Source organism: Enterococcus aquimarinus, assembly GCF_001885765.1.
Taxonomy (GTDB): Bacteria; Bacillota; Bacilli; order Lactobacillales; family Enterococcaceae; genus Enterococcus_I; species Enterococcus_I aquimarinus.
Genome location: NZ_JXKD01000016.1, coordinates 36,706 through 62,509 on the forward strand (window position 1 = coordinate 36,706; position 25,804 = coordinate 62,509).

30 protein-coding genes are annotated in these 25,804 nt (G+C 38.0%); 20 read left to right on the top strand and 10 right to left on the bottom strand.

The genetic code is table 11. From position 1 onward, the window contains the following. The first annotated feature begins 77 nt into the window (after positions 1-77). From RU93_RS09950 to RU93_RS09970, 5 genes are all read left to right on the top strand, one after another. Entirely contained in the window at positions 78-1,037 is a 960-nt protein-coding gene (locus RU93_RS09950; protein WP_071875476.1) for an ABC transporter permease, read from the top strand. Beyond that, positions 1,037-1,867: an ABC transporter permease gene (locus RU93_RS09955; protein ID WP_071875477.1), complete on the top strand. Its 831-nt coding sequence runs from the start codon at positions 1,037-1,039 to the stop codon at positions 1,865-1,867. The genes RU93_RS09950 and RU93_RS09955 overlap by 1 nt, the downstream gene beginning before the upstream one ends. Positions 1,868-1,869: 2 nt before the next feature. Next, positions 1,870-2,742, top strand: coding sequence for an ABC transporter ATP-binding protein (locus RU93_RS09960; RefSeq protein WP_071875478.1), 873 nt, complete (start codon positions 1,870-1,872; stop codon positions 2,740-2,742). A 2-nt stretch (positions 2,743-2,744) separates the two neighbouring features. Then, entirely contained in the window at positions 2,745-3,632 is an 888-nt protein-coding gene (locus RU93_RS09965; RefSeq protein WP_071875479.1) for an ATP-binding cassette domain-containing protein, read from the top strand. Between the two features lie 252 nt (positions 3,633-3,884). Continuing rightward, a complete protein-coding gene (locus RU93_RS09970) occupies positions 3,885-4,229 on the top strand; it encodes an inorganic diphosphatase (RefSeq protein WP_071875480.1) in 345 nt (114 codons plus the stop codon). A 90-nt stretch (positions 4,230-4,319) separates the two neighbouring features. On the opposite strand, the gene RU93_RS09975 is transcribed toward RU93_RS09970, so the two are convergent. The 4 genes from RU93_RS09975 to RU93_RS09990 all read right to left on the bottom strand — a co-directional run bounded on the left by RU93_RS09975 (position 4,320) and on the right by RU93_RS09990 (position 6,020). After that, positions 4,320-4,598: a DUF3784 domain-containing protein gene (locus tag RU93_RS09975; RefSeq protein ID WP_071875481.1), complete on the bottom strand. Its 279-nt coding sequence runs from the start codon at positions 4,596-4,598 to the stop codon at positions 4,320-4,322. Between the two features lie 13 nt (positions 4,599-4,611). After that, on the bottom strand, positions 4,612-4,974 hold the full coding sequence (locus RU93_RS09980; RefSeq protein WP_071875482.1) for a hypothetical protein: 363 nt from the start codon (positions 4,972-4,974) through the stop codon (positions 4,612-4,614). Next, positions 4,971-5,189: a helix-turn-helix transcriptional regulator gene (locus tag RU93_RS09985; RefSeq protein WP_071875483.1), complete on the bottom strand. Its 219-nt coding sequence runs from the start codon at positions 5,187-5,189 to the stop codon at positions 4,971-4,973. The genes RU93_RS09980 and RU93_RS09985 overlap by 4 nt, the downstream gene beginning before the upstream one ends. A 231-nt stretch (positions 5,190-5,420) precedes the next feature. Then, on the bottom strand, positions 5,421-6,020 hold the full coding sequence (locus tag RU93_RS09990; RefSeq protein WP_169818114.1) for a C40 family peptidase: 600 nt from the start codon (positions 6,018-6,020) through the stop codon (positions 5,421-5,423). A gap of 164 nt (positions 6,021-6,184) precedes the next feature. Between RU93_RS09990 and RU93_RS09995 the strand changes: the two genes are divergently transcribed. The 4 genes from RU93_RS09995 (at position 6,185) to RU93_RS10010 (ending at position 8,468) form a co-directional block, all read left to right on the top strand. Continuing rightward, positions 6,185-7,099, top strand: a complete 915-nt coding sequence (locus RU93_RS09995) for an aminoglycoside 6-adenylyltransferase (protein ID WP_071875485.1) — start codon at positions 6,185-6,187, stop codon at positions 7,097-7,099. Next, a complete protein-coding gene (locus RU93_RS10000) occupies positions 7,083-7,460 on the top strand; it encodes a DUF2200 domain-containing protein (protein WP_071875486.1) in 378 nt (125 codons plus the stop codon). The genes RU93_RS09995 and RU93_RS10000 overlap by 17 nt, the downstream gene beginning before the upstream one ends. 4 nt (positions 7,461-7,464) lie before the next feature. Continuing rightward, positions 7,465-7,881, top strand: coding sequence for an NUDIX hydrolase (locus tag RU93_RS10005; RefSeq protein WP_071875487.1), 417 nt, complete (start codon positions 7,465-7,467; stop codon positions 7,879-7,881). A gap of 71 nt (positions 7,882-7,952) precedes the next feature. Next, the gene (locus RU93_RS10010; RefSeq protein ID WP_071875488.1) at positions 7,953-8,468 is read left to right on the top strand and encodes a GNAT family N-acetyltransferase; all 516 of its coding nucleotides are present in this window, start codon (positions 7,953-7,955) and stop codon (positions 8,466-8,468) included. A gap of 67 nt (positions 8,469-8,535) precedes the next feature. Here RU93_RS10010 and RU93_RS10015 read toward each other — a convergent pair whose 3' ends face one another. Then, complete coding sequence (locus RU93_RS10015) at positions 8,536-10,272, bottom strand: EAL domain-containing protein (RefSeq protein ID WP_071875489.1); 1,737 nt, start codon at positions 10,270-10,272, stop codon at positions 8,536-8,538. A gap of 217 nt (positions 10,273-10,489) precedes the next feature. Between RU93_RS10015 and RU93_RS10020 the strand changes: the two genes are divergently transcribed. The 7 genes from RU93_RS10020 to RU93_RS10050 all read left to right on the top strand — a co-directional run bounded on the left by RU93_RS10020 (position 10,490) and on the right by RU93_RS10050 (position 18,151). Beyond that, positions 10,490-11,950: an ABC transporter substrate-binding protein/permease gene (locus RU93_RS10020; RefSeq protein WP_071875490.1), complete on the top strand. Its 1,461-nt coding sequence runs from the start codon at positions 10,490-10,492 to the stop codon at positions 11,948-11,950. Next, positions 11,943-12,665, top strand: coding sequence for an amino acid ABC transporter ATP-binding protein (locus tag RU93_RS10025; RefSeq protein ID WP_071875491.1), 723 nt, complete (start codon positions 11,943-11,945; stop codon positions 12,663-12,665). The genes RU93_RS10020 and RU93_RS10025 overlap by 8 nt, the downstream gene beginning before the upstream one ends. Before the next feature lie 222 nt (positions 12,666-12,887). Next, positions 12,888-13,154, top strand: a complete 267-nt coding sequence (locus RU93_RS10030) for an ACT domain-containing protein (protein WP_071875492.1) — start codon at positions 12,888-12,890, stop codon at positions 13,152-13,154. Positions 13,155-13,168: 14 nt separating this feature from the next. Further along, positions 13,169-14,521 carry a PFL family protein gene (locus RU93_RS10035; RefSeq protein WP_071875493.1) on the top strand — a complete coding sequence of 451 codons (1,353 nt, stop codon included), beginning with the start codon at positions 13,169-13,171 and terminating at the stop codon, positions 14,519-14,521. 121 nt (positions 14,522-14,642) lie between these two features. Further along, positions 14,643-15,260 (top strand): helix-hairpin-helix domain-containing protein, encoded by a 618-nt coding sequence (locus tag RU93_RS10040; protein WP_071875494.1) that lies wholly within the window; start codon positions 14,643-14,645, stop codon positions 15,258-15,260. Between the two features lie 142 nt (positions 15,261-15,402). Then, positions 15,403-15,918, top strand: coding sequence for a ComE operon protein 2 (locus RU93_RS10045; RefSeq protein ID WP_071875495.1), 516 nt, complete (start codon positions 15,403-15,405; stop codon positions 15,916-15,918). Further along, the gene (locus RU93_RS10050; protein WP_169818115.1) at positions 15,911-18,151 is read left to right on the top strand and encodes a DNA internalization-related competence protein ComEC/Rec2; all 2,241 of its coding nucleotides are present in this window, start codon (positions 15,911-15,913) and stop codon (positions 18,149-18,151) included. Before RU93_RS10045 ends, RU93_RS10050 begins: the two co-directional genes overlap by 8 nt. 101 nt (positions 18,152-18,252) lie before the next feature. On the opposite strand, the gene RU93_RS10055 is transcribed toward RU93_RS10050, so the two are convergent. Next, positions 18,253-18,660, bottom strand: coding sequence for a hypothetical protein (locus RU93_RS10055; protein WP_071875496.1), 408 nt, complete (start codon positions 18,658-18,660; stop codon positions 18,253-18,255). 219 nt (positions 18,661-18,879) lie between these two features. Between RU93_RS10055 and holA the strand changes: the two genes are divergently transcribed. Beyond that, on the top strand, positions 18,880-19,914 hold the full coding sequence (holA, locus tag RU93_RS10060; protein WP_071875497.1) for a DNA polymerase III subunit delta: 1,035 nt from the start codon (positions 18,880-18,882) through the stop codon (positions 19,912-19,914). A 48-nt stretch (positions 19,915-19,962) separates the two neighbouring features. Here holA and rpsT read toward each other — a convergent pair whose 3' ends face one another. Beyond that, positions 19,963-20,217 carry a 30S ribosomal protein S20 gene (gene rpsT / locus RU93_RS10065; protein ID WP_071875498.1) on the bottom strand — a complete coding sequence of 85 codons (255 nt, stop codon included), beginning with the start codon at positions 20,215-20,217 and terminating at the stop codon, positions 19,963-19,965. Between the two features lie 212 nt (positions 20,218-20,429). Further along, on the bottom strand, positions 20,430-20,579 hold the full coding sequence (locus tag RU93_RS12310) for a hypothetical protein (RefSeq protein WP_245785407.1): 150 nt from the start codon (positions 20,577-20,579) through the stop codon (positions 20,430-20,432). Between the two features lie 6 nt (positions 20,580-20,585). On the opposite strand from RU93_RS12310, the gene RU93_RS12315 reads away from it, so the two are divergent. Further along, the gene (locus RU93_RS12315) at positions 20,586-20,924 is read left to right on the top strand and encodes a hypothetical protein (protein ID WP_245785408.1); all 339 of its coding nucleotides are present in this window, start codon (positions 20,586-20,588) and stop codon (positions 20,922-20,924) included. Here RU93_RS12315 and RU93_RS10080 read toward each other — a convergent pair. Both RU93_RS10080 and RU93_RS12170 read right to left on the bottom strand, forming a co-directional pair. Continuing rightward, positions 20,910-21,875 carry a hypothetical protein gene (locus RU93_RS10080; RefSeq protein WP_143139445.1) on the bottom strand — a complete coding sequence of 322 codons (966 nt, stop codon included), beginning with the start codon at positions 21,873-21,875 and terminating at the stop codon, positions 20,910-20,912. The two genes, RU93_RS12315 and RU93_RS10080, sit on opposite strands and share 15 nt — an antisense overlap. Positions 21,876-22,028: 153 nt before the next feature. Further along, positions 22,029-22,988 carry an Ltp family lipoprotein gene (locus RU93_RS12170; RefSeq protein ID WP_245785409.1) on the bottom strand — a complete coding sequence of 320 codons (960 nt, stop codon included), beginning with the start codon at positions 22,986-22,988 and terminating at the stop codon, positions 22,029-22,031. 1,123 nt (positions 22,989-24,111) lie between these two features. Between RU93_RS12170 and RU93_RS10105 the strand changes: the two genes are divergently transcribed. Beyond that, entirely contained in the window at positions 24,112-25,092 is a 981-nt protein-coding gene (locus RU93_RS10105) for an inorganic phosphate transporter (RefSeq protein WP_071875506.1), read from the top strand. 16 nt (positions 25,093-25,108) lie between these two features. Then, a complete protein-coding gene (locus RU93_RS10110) occupies positions 25,109-25,732 on the top strand; it encodes a DUF47 domain-containing protein (protein WP_071875507.1) in 624 nt (207 codons plus the stop codon). Positions 25,733-25,804: the final 72 nt, after the last annotated feature.

Below are 25,804 nucleotides of genomic sequence, written 5' to 3' on the forward strand. Positions count from 1 at the left end.
GTGTGAGAGCTGTGACGTTATCGTTGTCACAGCCTCTTTTTTCGTTATAGGGACGAAGAAAAAGGGAGGTCAAACAAGTGTTACGATATATAGTTAAACGAGTGCTTCAAGCAATTCCATTGTTATTTATTATTTCTTTTCTAGTATTTTCTCTCATTCAACTGGCACCTTATGATGTGATTGATTCGGTTACCACACCGAATATGTCACAACAACAAATTGATTTACTAAGGGAGCGGTATGGCTTAAATGAGCCGTTTTTAGTCCAATATTTTGTTTGGATTAAAAATATTTTCCAAGGCGATTTAGGGTATTCTCTTGTTTCGCAAAAAAGTATTGCGCAAGAGTTAGCGGTTCGGATTCCAAATACCATCCGTCTTGTGTTGCCCGCGTATTTAACGGCGCTCTTATTAGCGATTGTTCTCGGCTTAGTTGCTGCAGCGAATAAAGGAAAATGGGCGGATCGCTTGATTGACGGCATCGCTTCTTTAGGGATTGCGATTCCAACGTTTTGGTTTGCGATGATTCTGATTTACTTCTTTGGCTACCGATTAAATTGGTTTTCCATTATTGGGATGCATACCGTTGGAAAAGAAGGACAATTTGGCGATTACCTGAATCATTTTGTCTTACCGTATGCGACGTTAACGGTTGCGTTCTTTCCAGAATTGACGCGCTACATTCGTGCTTCTGCGACCCAACAAGTATCAGAAGACTACGTAATGGTGCAGCGAGCTTTTCACGCTACAAAATGGCAGATTTTTAGTCGCCACATTAGCCGGAACGTTTTAATTCCGGTCGTGACGCAAATTGGGATGGCCTTGCCGATGTTGGTGACGGGTGCCATTATAACCGAAACGATATTTGCTTGGCCAGGTGTGGGACCTTATTTAATGGGGGCTACGAAAAGTCTGGATTATCCGATTATCATGGCAGTGATGCTACTTTCAGCGACGCTAGTTATTTTAGGGAACCTATTATCGGATATCTTGTATTCGATTGTCGATCCAAGAATTCGTCAGGAGGGTCGTGCCTAATGATTAAAATTAAAAAAATTGGACAAGTTATTTTTTCATCACCTGTTTATACCTTTTCGGTGATCTTTTTGATTGTGTTAATTATCCTATCTCTCATAGCACCGTTATTACCGTTAGATCCAAATGCGACCGATGTGAGCAACATGTCTCAACCGCCGAGTTTAGCGCATTGGTTTGGTACCGATGAAGTAGGACGTGATTATTTTATCCGCGTGTTGTATGGAGGGCGTGTCTCATTATTAGTCGGGGTGCTGGCGATGTTAACTGCGACAACGATCGGTACTTTAGTTGGGTTGACAGCAGGCTATTTCGGGGGACTAATTGATAGTATTTTAATGCGTCTACTCGATGTCTTATCTGCGATTCCTTGGCTTGTGTTGGTAATTGTATTAAGCGTCTTTTTAAAACCAGGATTAACAACGATTATTATTATTATCGGCTGTTTCTCATGGATGGGAATTGCGCGCTTAATTCGAGGCGAAACATTAGCAGCAAAAGAAAGAGATTATGTGATTTATGCTAAATTTATCGGTATTCCTCCTTTTAAAATTATTGTAAGACATATTTTACCGTCCGTTTTACCAACCTTAATTGTAGCAGCTTCAGCAAGTATTTCAGGTGCAATCATGACGGAATCAGCGCTAAGTTTTCTAGGAATGGGGATTCAACAACCGATGGCGTCGTGGGGGAGTTTATTACAAAATGCGCAAAGTAGTTTGCAACGAGCACCTTATATGGCTATTTTACCGGGATTATTCGTTGTTTTCACCGTGTATTCGTTTAACAATTTGGGGGATTTGATTAAATCCATCTTACAAAGGGAGGTCTAGCGATGGAAACTAATATTTTAGAAATTGATGGCTTACAAGCCTCATTTTATGATAAAAAAAGTCAAAAAATGCTCCTCAAAGACATCCACTTAAGTGTTCCCCGAGGAAAAGTGGTCGGTGTTGTTGGTGAATCTGGTAGTGGGAAAAGTATGACGATGAAAAGCATCATGAATATTTTACCCGATAATGTTGAAGCCTCTTTTGAACAGTTTGTCTTTGATGGGAAATCGGCTTCCAAGGAAGAAGTCTTACCGATTGCGATGATTTTCCAAGATCCGATGACCTCACTTAATCCGCTACGAACGATTGGCTATCACCTAATTGAAGTGATTCGTCGTAACCAAAAAGTCTCGAAAAAAGAAGCCGAAGTATTAGCCATTGCCGAATTAGAAAAAGTCGGAATTCCTTTAATGAAAGAGCGAATGAGACAATATCCGCATGAACTTTCTGGTGGGATGCGGCAACGCGTGATGATTGCGATGGCATTACTAGCGCAACCGAAACTCTTAATCGCAGATGAGCCGACGACTGCTTTAGATGTCACTATTCAAGCTCAAATTTTAGCGTTAATTAAACAGCTCCAACAAAGTGAAGCCCTCTCTGTCATTTTAGTAACCCATGATCTAGGGGTGGTAGCAGGGATGTGTGATGAGATTAAAGTCATGTATCAGGGCAGAGTAGTCGAAGAAGGCACGACCGAAGAAATTTTCTATCAACCGCAACATGCCTACACGAAAAAATTGCTACAAGCGGCTCATTTAGGCGATAAAGATGCGCAGCTAAGTGCGGTCGATGCACCTGTTTTGTTACCTGAACAATTAAAGAAAGTCGTCTTTTCAGATACGCATGCGATTTGGATAGGGGAGGAGGATTAGCGGTGAGTGAATTAATTCGCGTAGAACATGCAAGCAAAGTTTTTACGTCAAAAAATTGGCAAGGAAACGTGACTGAAGTTCAAGCGGTCGATGATGTTTCTTTAACCATTCAAAAAGGCGAGACGCTAGGTTTAGTCGGAGAATCAGGTAGTGGGAAAACAACATTCGGTCGCAGTATTTTGAATTTAGAATCGTTAACTTCCGGTCGTATTTTTTATGAAGGACAGGAGTTATCGGAATTGCCTAAGAATCAACAACAGGCGATTTACCAACAAATGCAAATCATTTTTCAAGATCCTTATTCAGCATTGAATCCACGGTTAACCGCGTTAGAATTAGTCATGGAGCCGTTAATGAACGAATCAAAAGCAGAGGCCCGCAAAAAAGCGGAGGAAATTCTTGCTGTTGTCGGGATTACAGGAGAGGCGATTCATAAAATTCCGCGGCATTTTAGTGGCGGTCAACGCCAACGGATCGGAATTGCCCGGGCTGTCGTCAATCGTCCATCCTTTATTTTATGTGATGAACCAACTTCTGCCTTAGATGTGTCGATTCAAGCCCAAATTATTCAACTTTTATTGTCATTACAAAAAGAATTTGCGTTATCGTATTTATTCATTTCCCACGATTTATCGGTGATTCGTCATATTTCAGATCGAATTGCGGTGATGTATCAAGGGAAATTAGTGGAACTCGCTCCAACGGATGAATTATTTGAGAATCCTCAGCATTCATATACGAAGAAGTTACTCGCAGCTGCGCCGATTGCGGATCCTAAAAAGGCACGCGAAGCGATGACAAAATCAGTGATTCAAGAATCGATTCATTTAGCCAGCGAGGCTGAATGGCGCGAAATCGCGCCGAACCATTTTGTTCGACTCGATAAATAAGTGATTTAAGCAGTCCACCCTAAGTTACCGATGAAACCATCTGTGACTTAGGGTGGTTTTTTATTCATTCATAAGATTTAGTCATTTCTTTGACGGAGATTAACTTCTATCCGAGCCTACAATTATTGTACGAAAGGATACGTGAAGTGGTAAAATGAGTTGTCTAGAGGAAGTAACTTTCTAGAAATCAATCGGTCGTATCAAGGAAAAGATTGTGATGTAAAATGGCAATTAGAAAGAAGGTAGGTAAAGATGGGATTAGGATCTAAGGTACAAGTTATTATCGATCGCCCCTTAGGGAGTGTGCACCCTAAACATGCTTCTTTGTATTATCCCATTAACTACGGATACATTCCAGGGATTATCGCACCGGACGGGGACGAGCAAGATGCGTATATTGTAGGCGTGGACAAACCACTGACGACCTTTACAGGCATTGTCATCGCGATTATCACTCGTTTCGATGATGTCGAAGAAAAATGGGTCGTTGCGCCAGAGAACTGTTCCTTTACCCGTGAAATGATTAGGGAGCAAGTTTATTTTCAAGAACAATATTTTGATACACAGATTCAAATGGCCAATGATGACATTAAGTAAACCGAAAATTCAATCAATGTATTCTTGCGAAAAAACACCGAAAAATATAGCATTCATCAGAGAATAAACTATCTCTGATGGATGCTAAACTTATCCAACCATTTTCATTTGTACGTATACTAACTGCAGAAGAATGAGACCCACTGCAATACTTGCGACAAGTTCACTATTTGCTACGCCAACTAGTCCCCAAATGAGCAACCAAAGTGCAGATAGTGCATAAGTCAGACCGACTGATGTTGCCAATTTCTCTTGATCAGCAACGCGTTTTTGATTATAACCTGCAAGTAACCAAGTGGCTTTTTTGATGCCAACGAGATAGGCAAAAATCGCGAGTACAACGCCGAAAATCATCAATTCATGATTCATAAATGCTTCCCTCCTAAAAATAATCAATGATTGTTGGAATGACATAAAAAGGAATCAACAAAGTGAACATTAAATAGATCATGATCCCGTTTATCGAAATATCAACGGTTAAGATTCCTTGTTCATTTAATAGTAAAATCAATAGAAGAAGACTATTGAAGCCGTACATTGTTCTCAAACGCCATGTTGTCGTATTTCGCTGGACGCGTTCGTCGAAAACAAGGGTTTCTTTTTCTTGTTGACTCCGAGAATATTTCGCAATCACCATCAGTACAACTAAAAAAACGAACCCTGCAACAATGATTCCTGATGGTTTCGTGATCAGCAACAATAGTGAAAAAAGGAATGCTGGGACATAAGTTAACATCTTTTTCATTTTTCTTCCTCCATCCAAAAAAGTTGATCAATCGTTGTTTGTAAGCTTTTTGCAATCAGTAAACAGACTTTAATCGTCGGATTATACTTTTGTGCTTCAATGAGATGCATCGTTTGGCGCGTTACACCGACTTCTTGAGCAAGTTCGCCTTGCGTATGCTGACCAAGAGTAATCCGTCGAAGTTTGACGTCATTTCGAATCGTAATTTCCTTCACGGATAACTTCCTCCTCTAAGAAACGATTTTATAGATATTGTAACATATACTATTAAAATGTAAAATATAAATTACATAATTGCTTAAAAAAAACGGAAGCTCTGACAAAAGTCTGCTCATTCGAAAAACTTCACGACACTCGATCAATTAAAAGAGATCATTGGTTGAATATATCGTCAGTTTCTCAGAGCCAAACGACTTTGGTCACGGCTTCCGTGTCTCGTGAAGTTGTTACGCTGCATGATAAGCGCCGATTTCGCCGCGATAAACAATCTTCATTTGGGATAATTGCAAATAATCATGTGGTCGAATCAAGGTTTCTGGTTTTTCAAAAAGAGAAAGACCTGAACGATTCAATACTTCCGTTACAAATTGGGAACAAAAGTATTTGTTTTTTCGTTTAATTGGCATACCGAGTTCACAATAAATCAGACCGATTAAACTATAACTGTATTGATTACTCGTAGCAGTAAAAAGAGACAGTTCTTTTTGAATTTGAAACCATTGTTGACTTGTGACTGAAATTTTCATGACAAGAATTCTGGTCTTCCCATAGTGTTTATAAAACCCACTACTTTTACTCTCGTGAACAAATCCAGCAGAAAACATGTGCCAATAGGTTTTACGGCCAAAAGAATAAATTCTTTCTAAATTTTCATCCAATGAAAGAGAGCAATGATTATAGCTAACACCTAATTTTTTTTGAATCACTTTTCCTAAAACAGTGTCTGTACTCGAAAGTACAATATAAATATCTTTATTCGCTGCGTTAAACAATCGGGTTCCTCCTGAGTGCTCTTGTTGCTCGATGATTTCGTTATTCAAAATCATAAAAGAAAATAAGCACGCTTCTCATTATAGGCTAGTATCATAGGAAAAGGAATGCTAATATTTGAAATAAGAAGAAACTTCGAAGAATAGAAAAAATGACGGCCTTCTCATTGATTGTTAAAAAATCGATTGAGCAGTCGTACCGTCAGAAAAAGAGGGAATCCATGCGAACGGAAAATGAAATGATGAACCTGATTTTACAGCTAGCAAAAGATGATGACCGAATCCGCTGTGTTTATTTAACGGGTTCTAGAGCCAACCCCAATGTAGAAAAAGATAACTATCAAGATTTCGATGTGGTATTTGTTGTAACGGAAACGGCTTCTTTTTTACAGGAGGACTCCTGGCGTGCATCACTGGGAGAAATCGCGATGATGCAAGAGCCACTATCATCCTATTTGGGTTGGGGAGAAGGGAATGACCCAAATGAGTGCTATACTTGGTTGATGCTATTTAAGGATGGTCAACGAATCGATTTGCAACTACATTCACTGCAAGTGGCTAAAAGGAATTTTTTAGCAGAATCGTTAACGGTGACGTTATTAGATAAAGATGCCTTTTTGCCAATTAATGAAGCCCCTTCTGATCACCATTACTGGATTGCAAAACCAAGTCAAGCCGAATTTTTAGCTTGTTGTAACGAATTTTGGTGGTGTTTATCAAATGTGGGGAAAGGACTTGTTCGTCAGCAACTCCCTTACGCCTTGCGGATGTACCATGAAACGAGTCACGCAGAACTGGATAAGATGATTGAGTGGGCAATTGGGCTTACTTATGATTATCAAGTTAATACAGGATTATGGGGAAAATATTTTAGAGACTATTTGTCCGAAAAAGACTATAATCATTACTTAAAGACGTATGCGAGTGGGGACGTTTCTCATATTTGGACCGCTGTATGGATGGCAGTTGAAATGTTTCAAGAAAAAGCAAGAGACGTGGCGCATGCTTTTGATTATCCGTATCATCAAGAGGAAGAAACGGCGATAATTTGTTATTTAAAAGGCTTAAAAGCCACGACTGAATTCACAGAAAGTCAGAAATCAGGAAGAGGGATGAACGATGAATATCCGCAATGAGCAACGTTTGTATCAGATGAGTGTCGGTAAGGTCTATCCACTGTATCTTGCGAAAGTTACAAAAAAGGGGCGTACGAAAGAAGAAGTCGATGACATCATTCAATGGTTGACGGGTTATTCATCCGAGGAACTCGCACAAGTTGTGCAACAAGAAGTGAGCTTTGAACAGTTTTTTAAAAATGCTCCTAAGATGAATGAGGCAAGACGATTGATTACTGGTGTGATTTGTGGGATCCGTGTCGAGGAAATTGAAGATCCGATTATTCAAGAAGTTCGCTATTTAGATAAATTGATTGATGAGTTAGCCAAAGGAAAGAAAATCGAAAAAATCAAACGTCCACTCATAAAAATGGAGGAATGAGTGAATGAAAAAATATAATTTACTCTTAATTTATCATCATTCAGAAGAAAAAATAATCATGTGCCACCGAGTCAAAGAACCTTATTTAGGATTAATCAACTTACCAGGTGGGAAAATTGAAGAAGGAGAATCTGGGATTGAGGCGGCTTATCGTGAGTTGCAAGAAGAAACCAATATCACATCTGCAGACGTAACGTTACATCGATTGATGCGCTTTGACTATTGTTTACAAGACTGTCTGTTAGAAGTTTACGTTGGGAAACTCAAACATGAAGTGACCTTAGTTGAAGAAGTCCATCCGCTTTTTTGGTCGGATTTGTCTCATGATTTCTTTGATTCCACGATCTATGCTGGAGAAGGGAACATTGGGCATCTTCTTTTTCAAGCTGATTTAGTGAAAGAAAGCTTATTTTTAGAATAACGAAACAGCGTAAAATAAGGAGAGACCCTGTTCTTATTCATCGTTAAACCATTAGAATGAGGAGTAGTACGATGAAAATTCGACAAGAAATACCAAATGATTACCGCGCCGTCTATCAATTAGTTCAATCGGCTTTTGAAACAGCCGATTTTGCCGATGGGAATGAACAAGAGATTATCGAGAAATTGCGAGCCAGTGAAGCCTTTATTCTGGAATTATCCTTAGTTGCCGAAATAAAAGATGAAATTGTTGGCCATATTCTCTTTACAGAAGGTCACGTTGGCGAAACGACAGTCCTTGTCTTAGCGCCACTTTCTGTTTTACCTATCCATCAAAAATGTGGCGTAGGGCGTGCGTTAATCGCAGAAGGGCATCGCAGAGCGAAAGAATTAGGCTATTCTTTCAGTCTCGTTTTAGGAAGCGAAAATTATTATCCGAAATTTGGCTATCTTCCAGCGGCTGATTTTGGCGTCACCGTACCGGAAGGAATTCCTTCGATGAACTTTATGGCTTGTCCGTTAACGACTATCATCCCTCAGTTGGATGGTTCATTACGGTATGCCAGCGAATTTGGCGTAGCAGAGTAATCAGTCCTTCAAAAATGGACAAAAGGCATCTTGAGCAATCGCTGCTGAAGATGCCTTTTGTTATGAATTATAAGTATTTATTCGTAAAATCATCCAAGGATAGGGCATGTGAGAAATAGAATCCTTGTAGACAATCTGAACCAAGCTCTCGGGCGTAGGTTAGTTCAACCTCAGATTCAATCCCTTCAAAGCAAGTTAATAACCCTAACTCTTTTGCGAGTTGGAGGATATGTTTTAAGACAATTTCTTTTTTCGGTTCTTCTTTAATCCCCATAATAAATGTTGCATCTACTTTTAAGATATCAAAAGCTGCTTCGGTTAGTAAATTAAAATCCGAATATCCCGAGCCAAAGTCATCTAAGGCAAGTCGAAAACCCATTGATTTTAGTTCTGAAAGAATATTGAGTGCATTACTAGAACGGTTGAGCGAAATGTGTTCCGTAATTTCGAAGACAATTTGATGAGGATTAAGCGCTTTTGTGGCCACAAGATTTTTGATGTCTGATAAGAACAAATCATTTGTCAACTGGACGGCATCAAGATTAATGGTAATCGGGATGTGATCAAACAGACGATCTTCCACCACTTTATCTAAAATCCAGGTCGTTAATTTATGAATATGGCCATACTCTTTTGCGCCTTTAATAATGACAAGCGGGGAAACGGCACCTAATTCCTCATCGCGCCAACGAAGTAAAGCTTCGGCGGCTTCTAGATTTCCATTTTGATCCATGATCGGTTGATAAAGGACTTTAATCTGATTGTCTTCAAAGGCGGATTGCAGTTTTTCAATGGTTTGCAGCGTGAGGGTATAGTCATTGCTCATTTCTTCTGAATAATAAGTGATACGCGTAGAATCACGTTGGTTTAAACAAATTTCAGCGCTTAAAAGTAAATCCGTTAATTCGAGTACTTGTGTAGGATAAAAAACGACTCCCATTTCAATGGTTAAAAAGATTTTTTTTGAGTCGATTGATAAGGGCGTTAATAATGTTTGATAAAGTTCTTCGATTAATTCTTTGAAGGATGCTTCATTTTTACATTTAGAACAAAATACAGCAAATACATCTCTTGATAAACGATATAAATAGTATCCGCTTGGCAAGGCTTTTTTGATTCGTCTAATCATCGTATTTGTGACTTCATCCATGATTTTTCTGGAATAATGAACGGTGATTTCAGATAGATTTTGACAACGAATTAAAGCGAGTCCTTTGACATCGGAGTCGCGTTTGCGCGCCATTTGGTTAATATCAAAAGCGAACTGATTAAAATTGGGGAGAAACGTTTTCGTATCATAATACGTTAAGGAATGATCGCTAAAGTCACGATAATTCACGCTGTCGGTATCAAAAAATAAAATACCATACGTTGGGGCATAAGGAGGATTCTCAAAGCGTGTTACTTTTATCCAACTACGTTTAGCATTATTTTCATTGTCGATATAAGATAAACGGCCGTTCCAGTGATTATTCAACCGGACTTCATCGATAATGGCTTGTTTGTCTCCTTCGTTTAACCGTAAAGGAATGACATCAGAGATTGAATGACCAATTAATTCTGATTGATTTTTCCCTAGTTTGTATTCAATCGTTTTATTTGTGAAAAGAATCGTTTCATTCCGGTCAACAAATATCACCGACACAGGTGTTGATTGCATAAAGGTAAGATATTGCGCCATGATTTCAGGGGGAAGTTCTAGGCGGCGTAAATTATCAATCGTTTTTGTATAATCATTGGAATTATTCAAAAATTGGATAAAGGAGGGCGTAACTGGATTTGTTCGATTTGACTCTGTCTTCATATTCTAGAAACCTCCAAATGAATTATTCTATTACGTTATTTTTATATATTGTACCATCTTATGAAATCGTACGCATTAAAAGAGTACAAAATGAGAAAATTTTTTCAATTGATGAGAATATCCAATAAAGACTATGGGATTTTTTTCAATTATGTTATGATAATAACGGTTTTGGGTGAATTTTTATACATAAATTAGCGAGAGGAATGAATAAACTGTGTCACTAAAAAAATATATTGTCTCTTTTCTAACGGCCTTCTTCTTTTTCAGTAGCCTTATTCCGTTGAATGTTGTTAATGCAGCGACTGAGGATCCTTATTATGAGGCAATTATAGAAAGAGGAACGCTAATTGTCGGTTTATCGCCGGATTATGCGCCTTATGAATTTTATGCAGAAGTGGATGGTCAACAAACGATTGTGGGCTTTGATGTTTCTGTTGCTGAGAAGATTGCCGACCATTTAGGCGTCGAATTAAAAATCGAGCCGATGGGATTTGATGCATTACTTGGCGCTATGAGCACTGGGAAAATTGATATGATTATCTCAGGGATGTCACCGACACCCGAGCGTTTGAAAGAAGTTAGTTTTTCCAAGTCCTATATGACGATTGAACAAAAATTACTTGTTCGTAAGGAAGATCAAGCGGATTTAACGACAATTGCTGACTTTGATGGACGAACAGTCGCAGTGCAAAAGCAATCAACGCAAGAAGAACTGGCGTTTAGTGAGCTATCAAATGCCTCCATTATTTCGTTGCAAAAAATTCCAGATGTCATTTTGAATTTAAAAAATAAAAAAGTGGATGGTGCTATCTTAGAAGGTCCCGTTGCACAGGGGTACGTCGATCGCCATGAAGATATTGTTTATTCTGATGTTGCTTTTCAAGATGCGAACAAAGACGTGGCAGTTGCCTTTTCAAAAAATGCGCCTGTTTTAGAAGAAAGAGTGAATGAGGCGATTACAGAAATATTAGATAACAATTTATTGGTTGAATATCAAGCGCAAGCCAATGAGTGGTTATTAGAAGATGACCAAGGATTCTTTCGGAAATATTATTCTTACTACCTTTCAGGTGCAAGCTATACGATTTTCCTTGCGTTTATTGGTGTCTTTTTCGGAACGCTTGTCGGTGGATTACTCGCTTGGATGAAATTAGGTTCGAGCAAACTGATTCGCTTATTCGCCACGATTTATATTGAATATATTCGCGGGACGCCTTTACTGGTCCAAATCTTCATTGTTTATTTTGGAACAGGGATTTTAGGCTTGGATATCTCCCGGCTTGCGGCTGGCTGTATCGCCCTTTCGTTAAATAGTGGGGCATACGTCGCAGAAATTATTCGTGCTGGGATTAACGGGGTTAACCGTGGTCAGTTAGAAGCCGCTCGTTCGTTAGGGATGAATCAAGTGCAAGCGATGCGTCATATTATTTTACCGCAAGCAGTGAAAAATATTTTACCAGCTTTAGGAAATGAATTTGTGACAGTTATTAAAGAGTCATCAGTCGTGTCCATTATTGGTGTATCTGAACTCATTTTCCAAGCTGGAAATGTTCAAGGTGCGAGCTTTAAGCCATTCTTACCGTACCTTGTCGTTTCATTCATTTATTTTGCTTTAACCTTTACGCTATCTAGAGTACTTGGCGTTGCTGAAAGGAGAATGAACGCACATGATTAAAATCCGTCAGTTACACAAATCATTTGATCAAACGCCCGTCTTAAAAGGCATTGATTTAACTGTTGAAAAAGGCGAAGTAGTCGTCATTATTGGACCTTCTGGGAGTGGGAAAAGTACCTTTTTACGGTGTTTGAATCTACTTGAAACACCTACTGAAGGCACGATTGAATTTGAAGGGACCAACATTTTAGCAAAAGATCATAATATAGACGAATTACGCCAAAAAATGGGAATGGTTTTTCAAAGTTTTAATTTATTTCCTCATAAAAGTGTCTTAGAAAATTTAACGATTAGTCCCATAAAGGTCAAAAAGCTAGACGAACAATTGGCAAAAGACAAAGCGCTGACTCTTTTGGAACAAGTAGGATTAAAAGAAAAAAGTAGCAGCTATCCTTCCAGTTTATCTGGTGGCCAACAACAAAGGGTTGCGATTGCGCGAGCACTGGCCATGGATCCTGACGTGTTACTCTTTGACGAACCGACATCGGCTTTAGATCCTGAAATGGTCGGGGAAGTGTTAGGGGTTATGCAAAATTTAGCAGAAAAAGGCATGACAATGGTCGTTGTCACGCATGAAATGGGCTTTGCTAGAGAAGTGGCGAGCCGTGTGATTTTTATGGATGAGGGCGTGATTCAAGAAGAAGGAACGCCGGCAGAAATATTTGGTTCTCCGAAAAATCCGAGAACACAAAATTTCTTAAATAAAGTGTTGTAAAGGGAACACCTCTTCTTAGTTGATTGATTAGGAAGAGGTGTTTTTGTGGATAGTCACTCAAGAAAAGAGAATATCAGTAAAAACCAATGAGGCTCTTTCATTTTTCTGAAAGATCCTCTTTTCTTTCGTAATATAATTAGTAAATGATTTGAAAAAAATGAGAAAACCCCTATTTTTACGATTAGAATGTGCTATACTAATCAAAAAAGAAGGGGTGGTTTGATGAGAGGCATTTTAACAGTCATTGGGAAAGATAAAGTGGGGATTATCGCGGGTGTGAGTCAGACGTTAGCATCATTAAATATTAATATTGTTGATGTGACACAAACGATTATGCAAGAATATTTTACAATGATGATGGTACTGGAACTAAATCCAGCTTTGGATTTTGAGCAAATACGCGCGCAACTAACGCAAGCTGGTGAAGAATTGGGTGTCAAAATTAGCATTCAAAATGAAGAAATTTTTGATGCAATGCACAAATTATAATCGGAGGTTATCAGATGGAAGTTAATCATATACTGGAAACCATTCGTATGGTGGAAGAAGAACATTTAGATATACGAACAATTACAATGGGGATTTCACTCCTTGATTGTATGGATAGCAACATTGAAGCTGTCTGCGAAAAGGTGTATCAAAAAATTACGACGAAAGCAAAAGAGTTAGTCGCAGTTGGCGAAGCGATTGAATTGGAATATGGGATTCCGATTATTAATAAGCGAATTTCCGTTACGCCGATAGCGATTGTGGCTTCAGCCGTGACCAATACGACCACAACAGACTGTATTCAATTAGCCAAAGCGCTTGATCGCGCAGCGGAAACGGTAGGGGTTAACTTTATCGGAGGATATAGTGCATTAGTCGAAAAAGGCTATCAAGGTGCGGATCGAGTATTAATTGAATCTATCCCTGAAGCATTAGCACAAACGCAATTTGTTTGTTCATCTGTGAATATTGGATCAACAAAAGCGGGAATTAATATGGACGCCGTTAAATTGATGGGCGAAACCGTTAAAGCAACAGCTGAAGCTTCAGAGATGGGGTGTGCCAAATTAGTCGTCTTTGCGAATGCGGTGGAAGACAATCCATTTATGGCGGGGGCTTTTCATGGCGTCGGTGAAGGTGACTGTGTGATCAATGTTGGCGTGAGTGGACCAGGAGTTGTCAAACGCGCCTTAGAAAAAGTCCGTGGCGAAAGTTTTGACGTTGTGGCAGAAACGGTCAAAACAACTGCGTTTAAAATTACTCGCATGGGTCAACTCGTGGGTCGCGTCGCTTCCGAACGATTAGGTGTTCCTTTTGGCATTGTCGATTTATCGTTGGCTCCTACGCCAGCTGTGGGTGATAGTGTGGCTTTTATCTTAGAAGAAATGGGTCTTGAATCAGTTGGGACGCATGGTACTACGGCGGCTTTAGCACTTTTAAACGATGCTGTTAAAAAAGGCGGCGTCATGGCATGTAATCATGTTGGGGGCTTATCGGGTGCATTTATTCCCGTCTCAGAAGATGCAGGAATGATTCAAGCGGTCCAAAATGGGTTTTTAAATTTAGAAAAATTAGAAGCGATGACAGCCATCTGTTCGGTCGGGTTGGATATGATTGCGATCCCTGGTGAAACGAGTGCAGAAACGATTGCGGCGATGATTGCCGATGAAGCCGCGATTGGTGTGATTAACCATAAAACGACTGCGGTGCGCATTATTCCGGCAAAAGATAGTAAAGTCGGTGATATGATTGAGTTTGGCGGATTACTCGGAACGGCACCGGTTATGAAAGTAAATGCTGCGAAATCTTTTGACTTCATTCAACGTGGCGGACGTATTCCAGCACCGATTCATTCCTTTAAAAATTAAAAAGGTTCTTATTTTTTAGAATAATCGTTAAAAGATTCTTAGTAAATAGGCTAAGAATCTTTTTTTTTGTTGAAATAAAACCAATCTTTTTTCGTATGTTTCTACTGAAAGGAGTGATTCGATGAAATTTCAAAAGTTCAATCAATCATTGCGTTACATCATCATGAGCGGGCTTGTTTTGATACTTGTGATTAGTGGTTTTTTTCTTTATACCACAAACAAAGAAGAAGAAGTGCTTTGGGAGATTGCACCGAGTACTTCTGACGAAGAAATCGCCGTTGAAGTCAGTGAAAGTACGACAACAACGGAGATTTTAGTTGATATTAAAGGAGCCATTCAACAACCGGGAGTCTATCATTTGCCTAGCGACGCGCGCTTGCATGAGCTAATTCTTGCGGCAGGTGGCTTTACGAAAGAAGCAGAAGAAAGGAAATTGAATCTTGCGGAAAAACTAAGTGATCAACAAATGATTTATGTCCCAAGTAAAGAAGAAGTTGACTTTTCAGTGGAACTTCCTCAGATGAATCAAGAAGGCAATGCCGAAACGGGCTTGATAAATCTTAATACAGCAACGCTTTTGCAACTTCAAGAATTACCTGGAATCGGACCGGCAAAAGCACAAGCAATTATTACGTACCGCGAAGAAAATGGCTTATTCAAAACGGTGGAAGATTTGCTGAATATTTCTGGCTTTGGCGAAAAAACACTTGAGAAGTTAAGAGCAATGATTACGTTATAAACACAACACCGTATGATGCAAAAATTGGTTCTTTGAAAATAACATAAAACGTTGTAGCAAAATATTGAAGACAGCGATACACAAACGATTGGGGATGTGGTACATTATTACCAATCGATGAAAGCGTAAAAGGAGTGTCTGAATGGTTGATTACAATGATGATTTAACAAATAAACGTACGCGTATCCCTTGGGATCAGTATTTTATGGCTCAAGCAGTATTGCTGTCTTTAAGAAGTACTTGTACGAGGCTAGAAGTCGGCGCTACGTTAGTCAAAGATAAACGGATTATTGCTGGCGGATACAACGGCTCAGTTAGTGGGGATGATCACTGTATTGACAGTGGCTGTTACGTTGTCGAAGGGCACTGTATCCGCACGATTCATGCGGAAATGAATGCCTTACTCCAATGTGCGAAACTTGGAGTTTCAACAGAAGGTGCCGAGATTTATGTCACGCATTTTCCTTGTTTGCCTTGTACAAAAGCGATTTTACAAGCTGGAATCAAAAAAATTCATTATCTCAATAATTATCGGAATAACGAATATGCCCAAAATTTGATTCAACAAGTTGGCGTCCAAGTCCATCAAGTCACGCTCGAGTCTACTTATTTTTCAAAACTATCTTTTCAATCAAATGATGAGCATGCTAATGGATAGATCATGGCGCAACCAACTCGTATTTCCGATGCTGATTGCTAGTTCTTTGCTCTATAGTTTTCTCTTGAAAAAAATGATTTTACTTCTGATTGCGATGTATCTCATCCTTCACATTTGCTACAAAAAGCAAGTAACACTTTTGTTACTTAGTCTTTTTGTAGCTTTTTTATTTTTCCTTCGTGTCGGAATCAAGCCAGCTACTCTTCCGCCAACAGAACAAGAGCTGACGATTATTGTTCGAATTTATCCCGATACCATTCAAGTAAAAGAGTCTTTTGTCACAATGGAAGGTAAAGCGGCTCAAGGAGAAGTTTTCCTACAGTATCCGTTAAAAAACGCACAAGAAAGCAACCATTGGCAGTCTCGCAAGGATCAGAATGTAACCATTCGAGCAACTGGTGTCTTTAAGCAAGCGGATCCTGCTAGAAATCTTCATGGATTTGATCGTCAGTGGTATGAGTGGACGGAAAATAAAGTCGGTACTTTTCGAATCGCGACTATTTTACAGACGAAACCCAATTCACGCTGGCACTTTGGTCGCGCTATGCGAGCAAGGGCAATTGACTGGGTAGAAACCGAATATTCACCGAAAATTGCGACGTATATTAAAGCACTGCTGCTAGGCTATCGGGATAATCAATTTCGAGAAATTCGCGAAGTTTATAATAGTAGCGGAATTTTACATTTGTTTAGTATTTCAGGAATGCACATGAGTCTTTTTCTAGGTTGGTGTTTGACCTTATTTCGCTACAGTCGTTTAACCTTTGAAGAATTTTCGATCCCCTTTTTAGTCGTCACGCTTCTATTAGTCTTCCTATTCGGTCAGGGAATTAGCATTTTACGAGCGACATTGATGTATCTCGTAAATATTCTCTGTAAAGAAAGGCAATGGCATTTCTCAGCACTTGATCGTTTTTCTTTCGTTATTTGTCTCTTATTATTAATTGAACCAAAATCATTTGTTCAAACCTCAGGCGTCTTATCCATCCTCTTATCCTTTATCATCTTGATGAGTAGTGACAATCGGAAGAATCCTTTTATCTCGAGTATGGAAATCAGCTTGTTAGCAAGCCCCATTTTGATGTTTTACTTTTATGAAATCCCATTGTTAGCCGGCATTCTAACGGCACTGATCACGCCTCTTTTTTCTTTTATGTTACTTCCTGGTTTGTTATTTTCGTCGTTATGGCACGTTCTTGGATTACCGAGTAGCTTGATTGATTCGTGGATGACCTCTTTTCTAAAGTTACTAGAAACAATCATTCAATTCAGTCACTCGTTTCTCGTAACGACCGGAAAACCTGCCCTGTGGTTTGGCATCGTGATTTTTTTAGTTGGTTTAGCGTGTGCCACAGCAACTCTAAAACATCGGATATTATTTTTCGTTTCGATGATGATCTTTATTTTACTGCCAAGCTTTCCATTGAAAACAGCAGTCAGTTTTGTCGATGTCGGTCAAGGAGATAGCATTGTCTTTCAAAGTTTTGGCAATCAAAAAGTTTACGTCGTTGATACGGGTGGAAAAGTCAATTTTTATGCAAATGATTCGGATAAGGTAACTAAAAATGCCGAATACACCTTGATTCCATTTTTGAAGGGAGAGGGGATTCGGCAAATTGATGGGTTGTTTTTGACACATGGAGATTTTGATCATATGGGAGACATAGAAGAAATATTACGTGAATTTTCCGTTGAGACTCTTTATGTTGCAGAAGGAATGTTACATCATCAGAATATGGTAAACTTAGACTCGGAATTATTCAAGCAAACAGCAGTTGTTGAATTGCGTCAAGGTGATCGCGTCGGAGTCCATCCAACCTTTGAAGTATTATCACCTTTTGAAAAAGGAACCGGTGAAAATAAAGATTCTCTCGTTTTAGCAACCGTTATCAAAGAGGTACGATTTTTATTAATGGGTGATTTGGAGGAAGAAGGCGAAAGGCGACTGATTAATGAGTATCCCAATCTTCATACAGATATCTTAAAACTAGGACACCACGGCAGTCGCACGTCTAGCTCAGAAGGTTTTTTACAGCATGTACAACCGAAACACGGAATTATTTCGTGTGGAGTCAACAATCAATTTAAACATCCTCACGTAGAAGTTCTCGAGCATTTAGAGAGGCAAGAAATAAAAGTGTTACGGACTGATGAACAAGGAATGATCCGCTATGAATGGTCTCTGTTCTCGTCTCATCCGCAAATCATAACCGCTATTCAATCAACGGAATAAATGGAGGTGAATGTACAAAGTATTTATTAAAATACTACGTTCTATAAACGAGAGAATTCAAAAAGGAGCTATGACAATAGTCACAACTCCATTAAAATTTTTTAGATGCGGATGGATTGGCTAGAATGAGCCGCTTTCCATAATATAATGCCGCCTAAAACGAGGTGTATGCTTCCTAAAAGGATTAATTCAACTGTTGCTAAATAGGTTTCACCTAATATCATGATAGATAGAATGCCACTCACAATCAAAAATGATCCCATGAGTAGCATTAGGCGTGCAACAATTGACCGTGATTGAAAGAGGTCGATACCTGCTACGAATAAATGACTCAGACCCAAGAGAAGAATAGCGAATCCAGGTAAAACCCAACTCGTAAAAGGGAGTTTAGTGAGCCACTCTCTAGGATATTCGCCCAAACGACCTTGTATAACTTGTGCCCCAACGTAAATAAAAAGAAGTGCTAAGAAAAAATGATACCCACTGATGAATAAATTCTGTTTTTTCATACTCCATCCCTCCTAGGATAGTCATTCGATTTTTATTGATTAACGCCATCTTAACATATCACAAACCGAAAGCGCTTCTTTTCGAAAAGACTTAAACGAAACTTTAAAACGCGGTGAAGCATTTCTCATCGAAAGAGAATAAGAACTAGTTAAATTTGATACTTCATGTTAGGATAATGAAGGAAGAATGGCAAAATAGATAGGAAGGATCGCTGAGAAATGAATGTACAAGAAGCGCTTCAACAAATCCAACAAAAAAAACTAGCCAATTTGTATCTCGTTCTTGGGACAGAGCAGTTTTTGCAACAACAAGTGCGAGAAGCCTTTATAAAACGGTTAGCGATTGAAGAAAATGATTTAAACTTTGCCCAGTTTGATTTAAGTGAAGTTCCAGTAAGTGATTTGTTAGGGGAAGTAGAATCGAGTCCTTTTTTTGGAGACCATCGTTTAGTTTTTGCAGAAAATCCCTTTTTCTTAACGGGAGAAAAACCAAAAAATGCACCTGAAAATGATTTAGATGCGTTGATCCGGTATTTAGAGAATCCTTTGGAAACAACCATCCTTGTTTTTTGGCTCAATCATGAAAAAATGGATGAGCGTAAGAAAATTACGAAACGCTTGAAAAAATCTGCGGTAGTCATCGATGTTCAACCAATGAAGGAAAACGAGGTCCGTCGCTATTTACAACAAACGATCACCAATGATGGTCTGACGTTTAGTCGGGATGCGTTTGACTTATTTTTCTTCTTAACGGACGCATCTTTATCAAAAGCAATGAAAGAACTAGAAAAAATTCGTTTGTTTGCAAATCAAGGACAAACAATCACTCGGGAAATCGTCGAATCCCTTGTTCCACGCTCGCTAGAACAAAACGTCTTTGATTTAACGAGTAAAGTTTTAGAAGGAAAAGCGCAAGAGGCGTTATTACTGTATGAAGAATTACGCGTGCAAGGGGAGGAAACGATTAAAATCAATGCCATTTTAATCAGCCAAATCCGGCTACTGTTGCAAGTTCGGATTCTGCAAAATGTGGGGTATCAACAAGGAGCAATTGGCGAAACGATTAAAATTCATCCTTACCGAATTAAATTAGCGATGCAACAAGCTCGTAAATTTGAAGTCGGACAATTAGTCAAACTCTATGATGAGCTAATTGAGAATGATTATAAAATCAAAACGGGACAAATGGATAAAGAACTCATTTTTCAGTTGTTTGTCTTAAAAACATGTCGACCTTTACAAAAATCATCATAAAATAAAAAAGACAACCGTCAATTCAATGAATCGAGGGTTGTCTTTTTATTATTTAGCGATTTTTTTACTTAAACGAGATTTGTCGCGGTTCGCTTTGTTTTTGTGAATTAGACCTTTTGTTTCAGCCATGTCAATTGCTTTAGTAGCAGCTTGATATAACTCAGTCACGTTTTCATCACCAGCTTCAGCAGCTTGGTCAAATTTCTTAATCGCCGTACGCATCGCGCTTAATTGAGATGAATTTAACGCATTAGCAGCTTCGCTTGTGCGAGCACGTTTGATTGCAGATTCGATGTTTGGCATTTATTTCACCTCCGATAAAAAAGTTATTATACGAATAACGTATAAATCAACACTAGTCATTATACCTAATGAAAACAAGCTTTGCAATAGATGTTGTAAAGAATTTTTACTTAACACGAAAAAAGTTTCGTCTAGAAAGCTTATAACAGCGACTTTCTAGCCTATTGAGTGTCAAAAAATTGGGGAAGGTCTGTGCTTTTGTCTGTATCTTGTTAAAAATTAACAAAGTTTGCAAATTTTTCAGCAGTCTTTTCTTTTTCTTCAGGCATCACGTGAGCATAGATACCAAGCGTTATTGAAATATCTTTATGTCCTAATCGATCACAAACTTCTTTTACAGGAATACCGGCTTGTAATAGCAAACTAGTATGCGTGTGGCAAAAGACATGCGGAGTAATACGAAGCAATTCGTATTACTTAATAATTCGATTCAACCACTAGGTGACAACTTCACCTTTGAAATTTTGGTTGTTTTCTTGAGTGAAAATGAATTGCTCTTTACCCGAAGTGTTAAGCCCTCTTTGAAAATACTCATTCTTTTGTACTATACGCCATTTTTCAGTAAGATTGAGAAAGTACCATCGGCCACGGTAACTAAACACTTACTGGAGTCTATTTTGTCGATATCTGAGAATGGTAGGGTAACTGCGCCACCTGTTATTTATATGGACCAAAAAAATAAGGGAATTAAATCAGTTATCTTTTAAACTAAAATCTTTAATATAATAATTGTTGAAAATATCTTTGATTCCATTCATTAAATGTGTACATTGATCTTTTGAAGTAAAACCTTGGTTGAAGTGGGAGACAGAATTCCTTGTCATAAATAAGGTTCTTATATATGTTTTTTCTCTTTTTTTAATTCTTATAGGAGTTCTGCTAAGGTATTCTATATATATTTTAGCTGTTGCATCATCAGGAAAAGTTGTGTCAATCATTTGATTCTTTTCTAAGATTAGATAGAGAAGGTGTTCAAGTACACCACCTAAACCTGCAGCACAGACGAACCATTTCTGATTATTATAAGCATAGAGACATTCGTCAAACTCCATCGCAAATTGTTCGTTATCAATTGTAGTGAGCATTTCTTGAAAATTATAACGTTTCGCATGAATGACTGCCTTGTTGAAATCGAACAGTTCTTGTGGCGTGTTCGATATTCGATCAACATTTGTTAATTCCTCTTTAATCCAAGTTTCAATCCAATAACCTAATCCAGAAAATGGAGATACGGAGTTTATGATAATAGAATCTCTGATATCTGGAATTACTTTTTGATCAACGAGAAAAGTAATTCTTTCTAGGTCATTCATTTTAAAAAAAGATGGGGTGCTAGTTTTATCAACAGCATCTACAAAAGTTACTTCATCAACACCGCTTTTTGTTGCGAAAAATAAAATTGATTTTCTTCCAATTTCTTCGGTATTTACACCAATGCACCAAATTTTAGAGTAATTATTTTTCCAATAGAATAAATCCTCGTTATCGCTGTCGGGTTGTATTAATGCGAGATGATAATTGTAATTTAACCTTGCGTATAACAGAATATCTTTACTCATTTTTTCTAAATGGCTAAAATCAGATCTATTATTTTTAAATGAACTTACTGCTGATTGTATGGGAGATTCTAATGATAATATTTCTGTCTCTATGTTCATAAAAGTCATTGCATCAGTGTTAGTTATTTTAAATCCTTCCTTCTTAATTTAATAAAGGACACTTATGATTTACGGAGATGGCTAAATTAGTCCTTCGCTCGATTATGATTTGGGCAGAAAATTCTCTGTCTATCAAGATAGGAGAGCGTGTTTTTATTGCGGTAAATTATCGATTGCATATTGAGCTTGTTCACTTGTAAAACCTTCAAAAATAAGTTGTTCATATAACGATTGGTCCGAAAACGAAGTGTAGTCTAGATAATCAATTGCTTTCTGTAAAGCTTGTGCATTCCAATCTACGACAATGTTATCAATCGCAAATTGTGCAGCATCCTCTGGAAAACTTTCGAACAGAAGTTGTTCATACAATCCGGACATGGAAAATGCGGTGTAATCTAAATAATCATTAGCTTTAGATAACGCATTTCTTTGTTCACGTGATGCGTTGGCAATTTCTTGTTCTTTTTTATTCTTTTCTTCTTCAATTTTACGTTCTTTTTCTTCCTCGGCTTTTTTCTTTTCATTCGTTACACGTTCTTCTTCTGCTTTCTTAGCAGCTTCTTCTTCAGCTTTTTTCTGTTCTTCAGCTTCAATTCTTTCTTTTTCTTTCTGTTCTGCTTCTTTTTCGGCTTCCAATTTTTCGAGTGATACTCTGGATATAATTTTAATGGTCTGGTGATTCGTTTCAGTTTTTACAACATAAGTAATATCTTCGGTTTCAGGTATTAGGCCTGTGTAAGAAAAAGAACCATCGCTATCAGCGTTAGTATTTCCTTCTTCTACATCATTGATAAAAAATGATACTTTAACATTAGGGTTAACATCGCCAGTAACTGTGAATGTACCATCTTTTAGTGAATAGGTAGGGCTGTTAATCAAGAAAATCACTTCTTCAACGGAAGACTCAGAACTACTTTCATCAGTAGTATTTGTTGTTTCTTCTGCTTCTAATTCATTTTCTGCCTCTGTTGGGGCTGTAACCCCAACTACAATAAATGACAATACCGCACCAACAATCATGAAATTTCTCATCCGTTTATCTGGTTTCTTCTTAGAGAAATACCAAATCGAGATACAAAAACCAATAAACACAAAAACAAACAGCGTTGACATACAAATCACTCCTTTGATATGATATAATTTTTTTATGGAAACTTTATAGATCATATAAAGGAAACCTCAACTACAGCTGTAACTGTAGTTGGGGTTATTTTAATCTATTCGATAATTTTATACACATATTCTACAGCTTATTTATAAAAGGGATATAAACTTCTTAATATAGGTTGCTCCTCAGTGCCGCTTCAACTGGATTCGAGGATATTTTATTTTACTAAAAATCTATAGCCTTACGTAAAGGTATAACATGAGGTTGATTTTTGTTTTTATAATTTTAAGTAGGTTATTATGCTATGAGTGTAAGTAAATTGATAGATGGAAGGAAACTCCCCCCCAACTTGTGAAGCAGGGAAGTTTCGTGACCCAGATTATTTTATGGGCGTTAGGTAAGTTTATTTATCTATGAGTTAATAATAGCATTTACTCTGATTTAAGTCAGCGACTTTAGGGTTTATCTCTCCTTATTTCTAATATATATAGAAATAAGGAGAGATAAATAGAAGTGTAGAAATTTTATCGTCAGTACTTACTCTGGAACGTCCTTTTATATAATATTCAGAATATGGAGTAAATTCCTAAGGAAAAGGTTGTATTAATCCACCGTTATATCTTGGGAGACTATGACTATTTCTAGTTAGCTAATTTACATAATTGGAACGAGGAGATAATTTTGAAAAACTATACTTATAAACTAAACCGCTGATTATCGCAAAAAAGATTACCGGAACATATAGTTAACGCTGAGTAAAGAAAGGAAAAAATACTCCTCCTAACTACTATCTATAAAAGGTAATATAACACAGAGAGATCCTAACAGAAGTCACGAATCGAATTTCTTGTATTTAACAGTTCATTTAATTCTTTGGTTGAAGAAGTCATTTTTATGAGCATTTTTTCATATTCAGTTTCTAAATTGTGATCAATTACTGTTGTTTTTAACGAAAAATGGCTTTTTTTTGAAGGAATCATGTTCTGATACAATAAAATAACTGAAATCACTTCCAAAAGATTCCCTGAATATGCTATGATGAGTAAGAAAAAAAGCAACATAGAATAATAGAGAATTATGGTGGTGTAAAAGTTGAATATTGCTTTAATAGTAACAATTACTTTAGTAATGGGCGTTATTTTCGTTAACGGCTGGACCGATGCCCCGAATGCCATCGCAACGGCAGTGTCGACGCGTGTCTTACGACCAAATGTCGCAATCGGGATTGCGGTTGTTATGAACTTTTTGGGTGCTCTTGTGATGACGTTCTTTAATGCGCAAGTGGCAGAAACAATTAGTAATATTGTTTCGTTTGATTCCCAAGGAGTTGAGGCGGCTCAAATCGCGCTTGCAGCAGCACTTTTTTCAATTGTCATTTGGGCAGTGGCTGCCTGGTATTTTGGCATTCCAACGAGTGAATCGCATGCGCTAATTGCTGGGTTAACCGGTGCAGCAATGGCTCTTGGTGGGTTAGGTGCTGTGAATATGGCTGAATGGAAAAAAGTTCTAATCGGTCTTGTTGTTTCAACGATTTTAGGATTCGGTGGCGGCTTCGTCATTACGAAAGTGCTCGTTTGGATTTTCAAAGATGTACCAAGGCGTGCGGCAAATAAATTTTTCCATTTTGGTCAAGCAGGAGCTGCGGCTGCGAATGCCTTCTTACATGGCGCGCAAGATGGTCAAAAATTTATGGGGGTCTTCATGCTCGCATTGTTTTATAATAACTTAGCGGAAAAAACAGGGAATGGTTTTGTCATTCCAATCTGGGTAATGGTCTTATCTTCCGTTACAATGGGCTTAGGTACTTCAGTAGGAGGTATGCGGATTATTAAGTCTGTTGGAATGGATATGGTGAAATTAGAAACTTATCAAGGATTTTCAGCTGATTTAGCAGCGGCGATTTGTTTATTTGCAGCCTCTGTTTTAGGTATTCCTGTTTCAACGACGCACACAAAAACGACTGCTATCATGGGAGTTGGTGCATCAAGACGCCTTTCGAGTGTCGATTGGCAATTAGTAAAAGAAATGCTTTTCGCTTGGGTGATGACTTTCCCAGGTTGTGGTTTGATAGCATACGGTATGGCAAAATTATTTATTGCGATTTTTTAAGGAGATAGAGACGATGATGGCAAGAAAAAAACAATATAATTATTTTAATACAATGGAATTATTATCTGAAAATGCGCACTTAGCGGCGGAGCATCTTGAAACGATATTTGAGAATTATAACCCTGAAGAGTTAATCGAAAATTCAGAAGTAATTCATCAATTAGAAAAAAAGAACGATTTACTCGTGGATGAACTAACAAATCAACTGTATGATGCCTTTATTACGCCAATCGATCGGGAAGATATTTTAATTATTTCAGAATGTCTAGACGATATTATTGACGGCATTAATAGTATGACTTACTTACTTGAAAACCTTGTGGTGACAACGATTAGACCAGAAACACAGACTTTTAGTGCTTTTGTCAGTCGTGCGGCTAAAGGGGTTCACTTAGCAATGATCGAGTTTCCAAAATTCAAAAATTCTAAAAAATTAAAGCAGTTAATTTTAGAAGTCAATGAAATTGAGTCTGAAGGCGATTTGCTTTACAGTCGCTTGAAAAAGCAACTATTTAGTGAAGAAAAAGATTTACTTGAAATCATTAAATGGAAAGAAATTTATGACTGCTTTGAATCAATCATTAATGACACGGAACGCGTAGTTGATATTATTGATGGTATGATCATTAAAAATACATAAAAAAAGAGAGCTGTCGGCGTAAATTGTCGACAGCTCTTTTATTTTGGTTCTATACTTTCTAGTGTTGGTAGA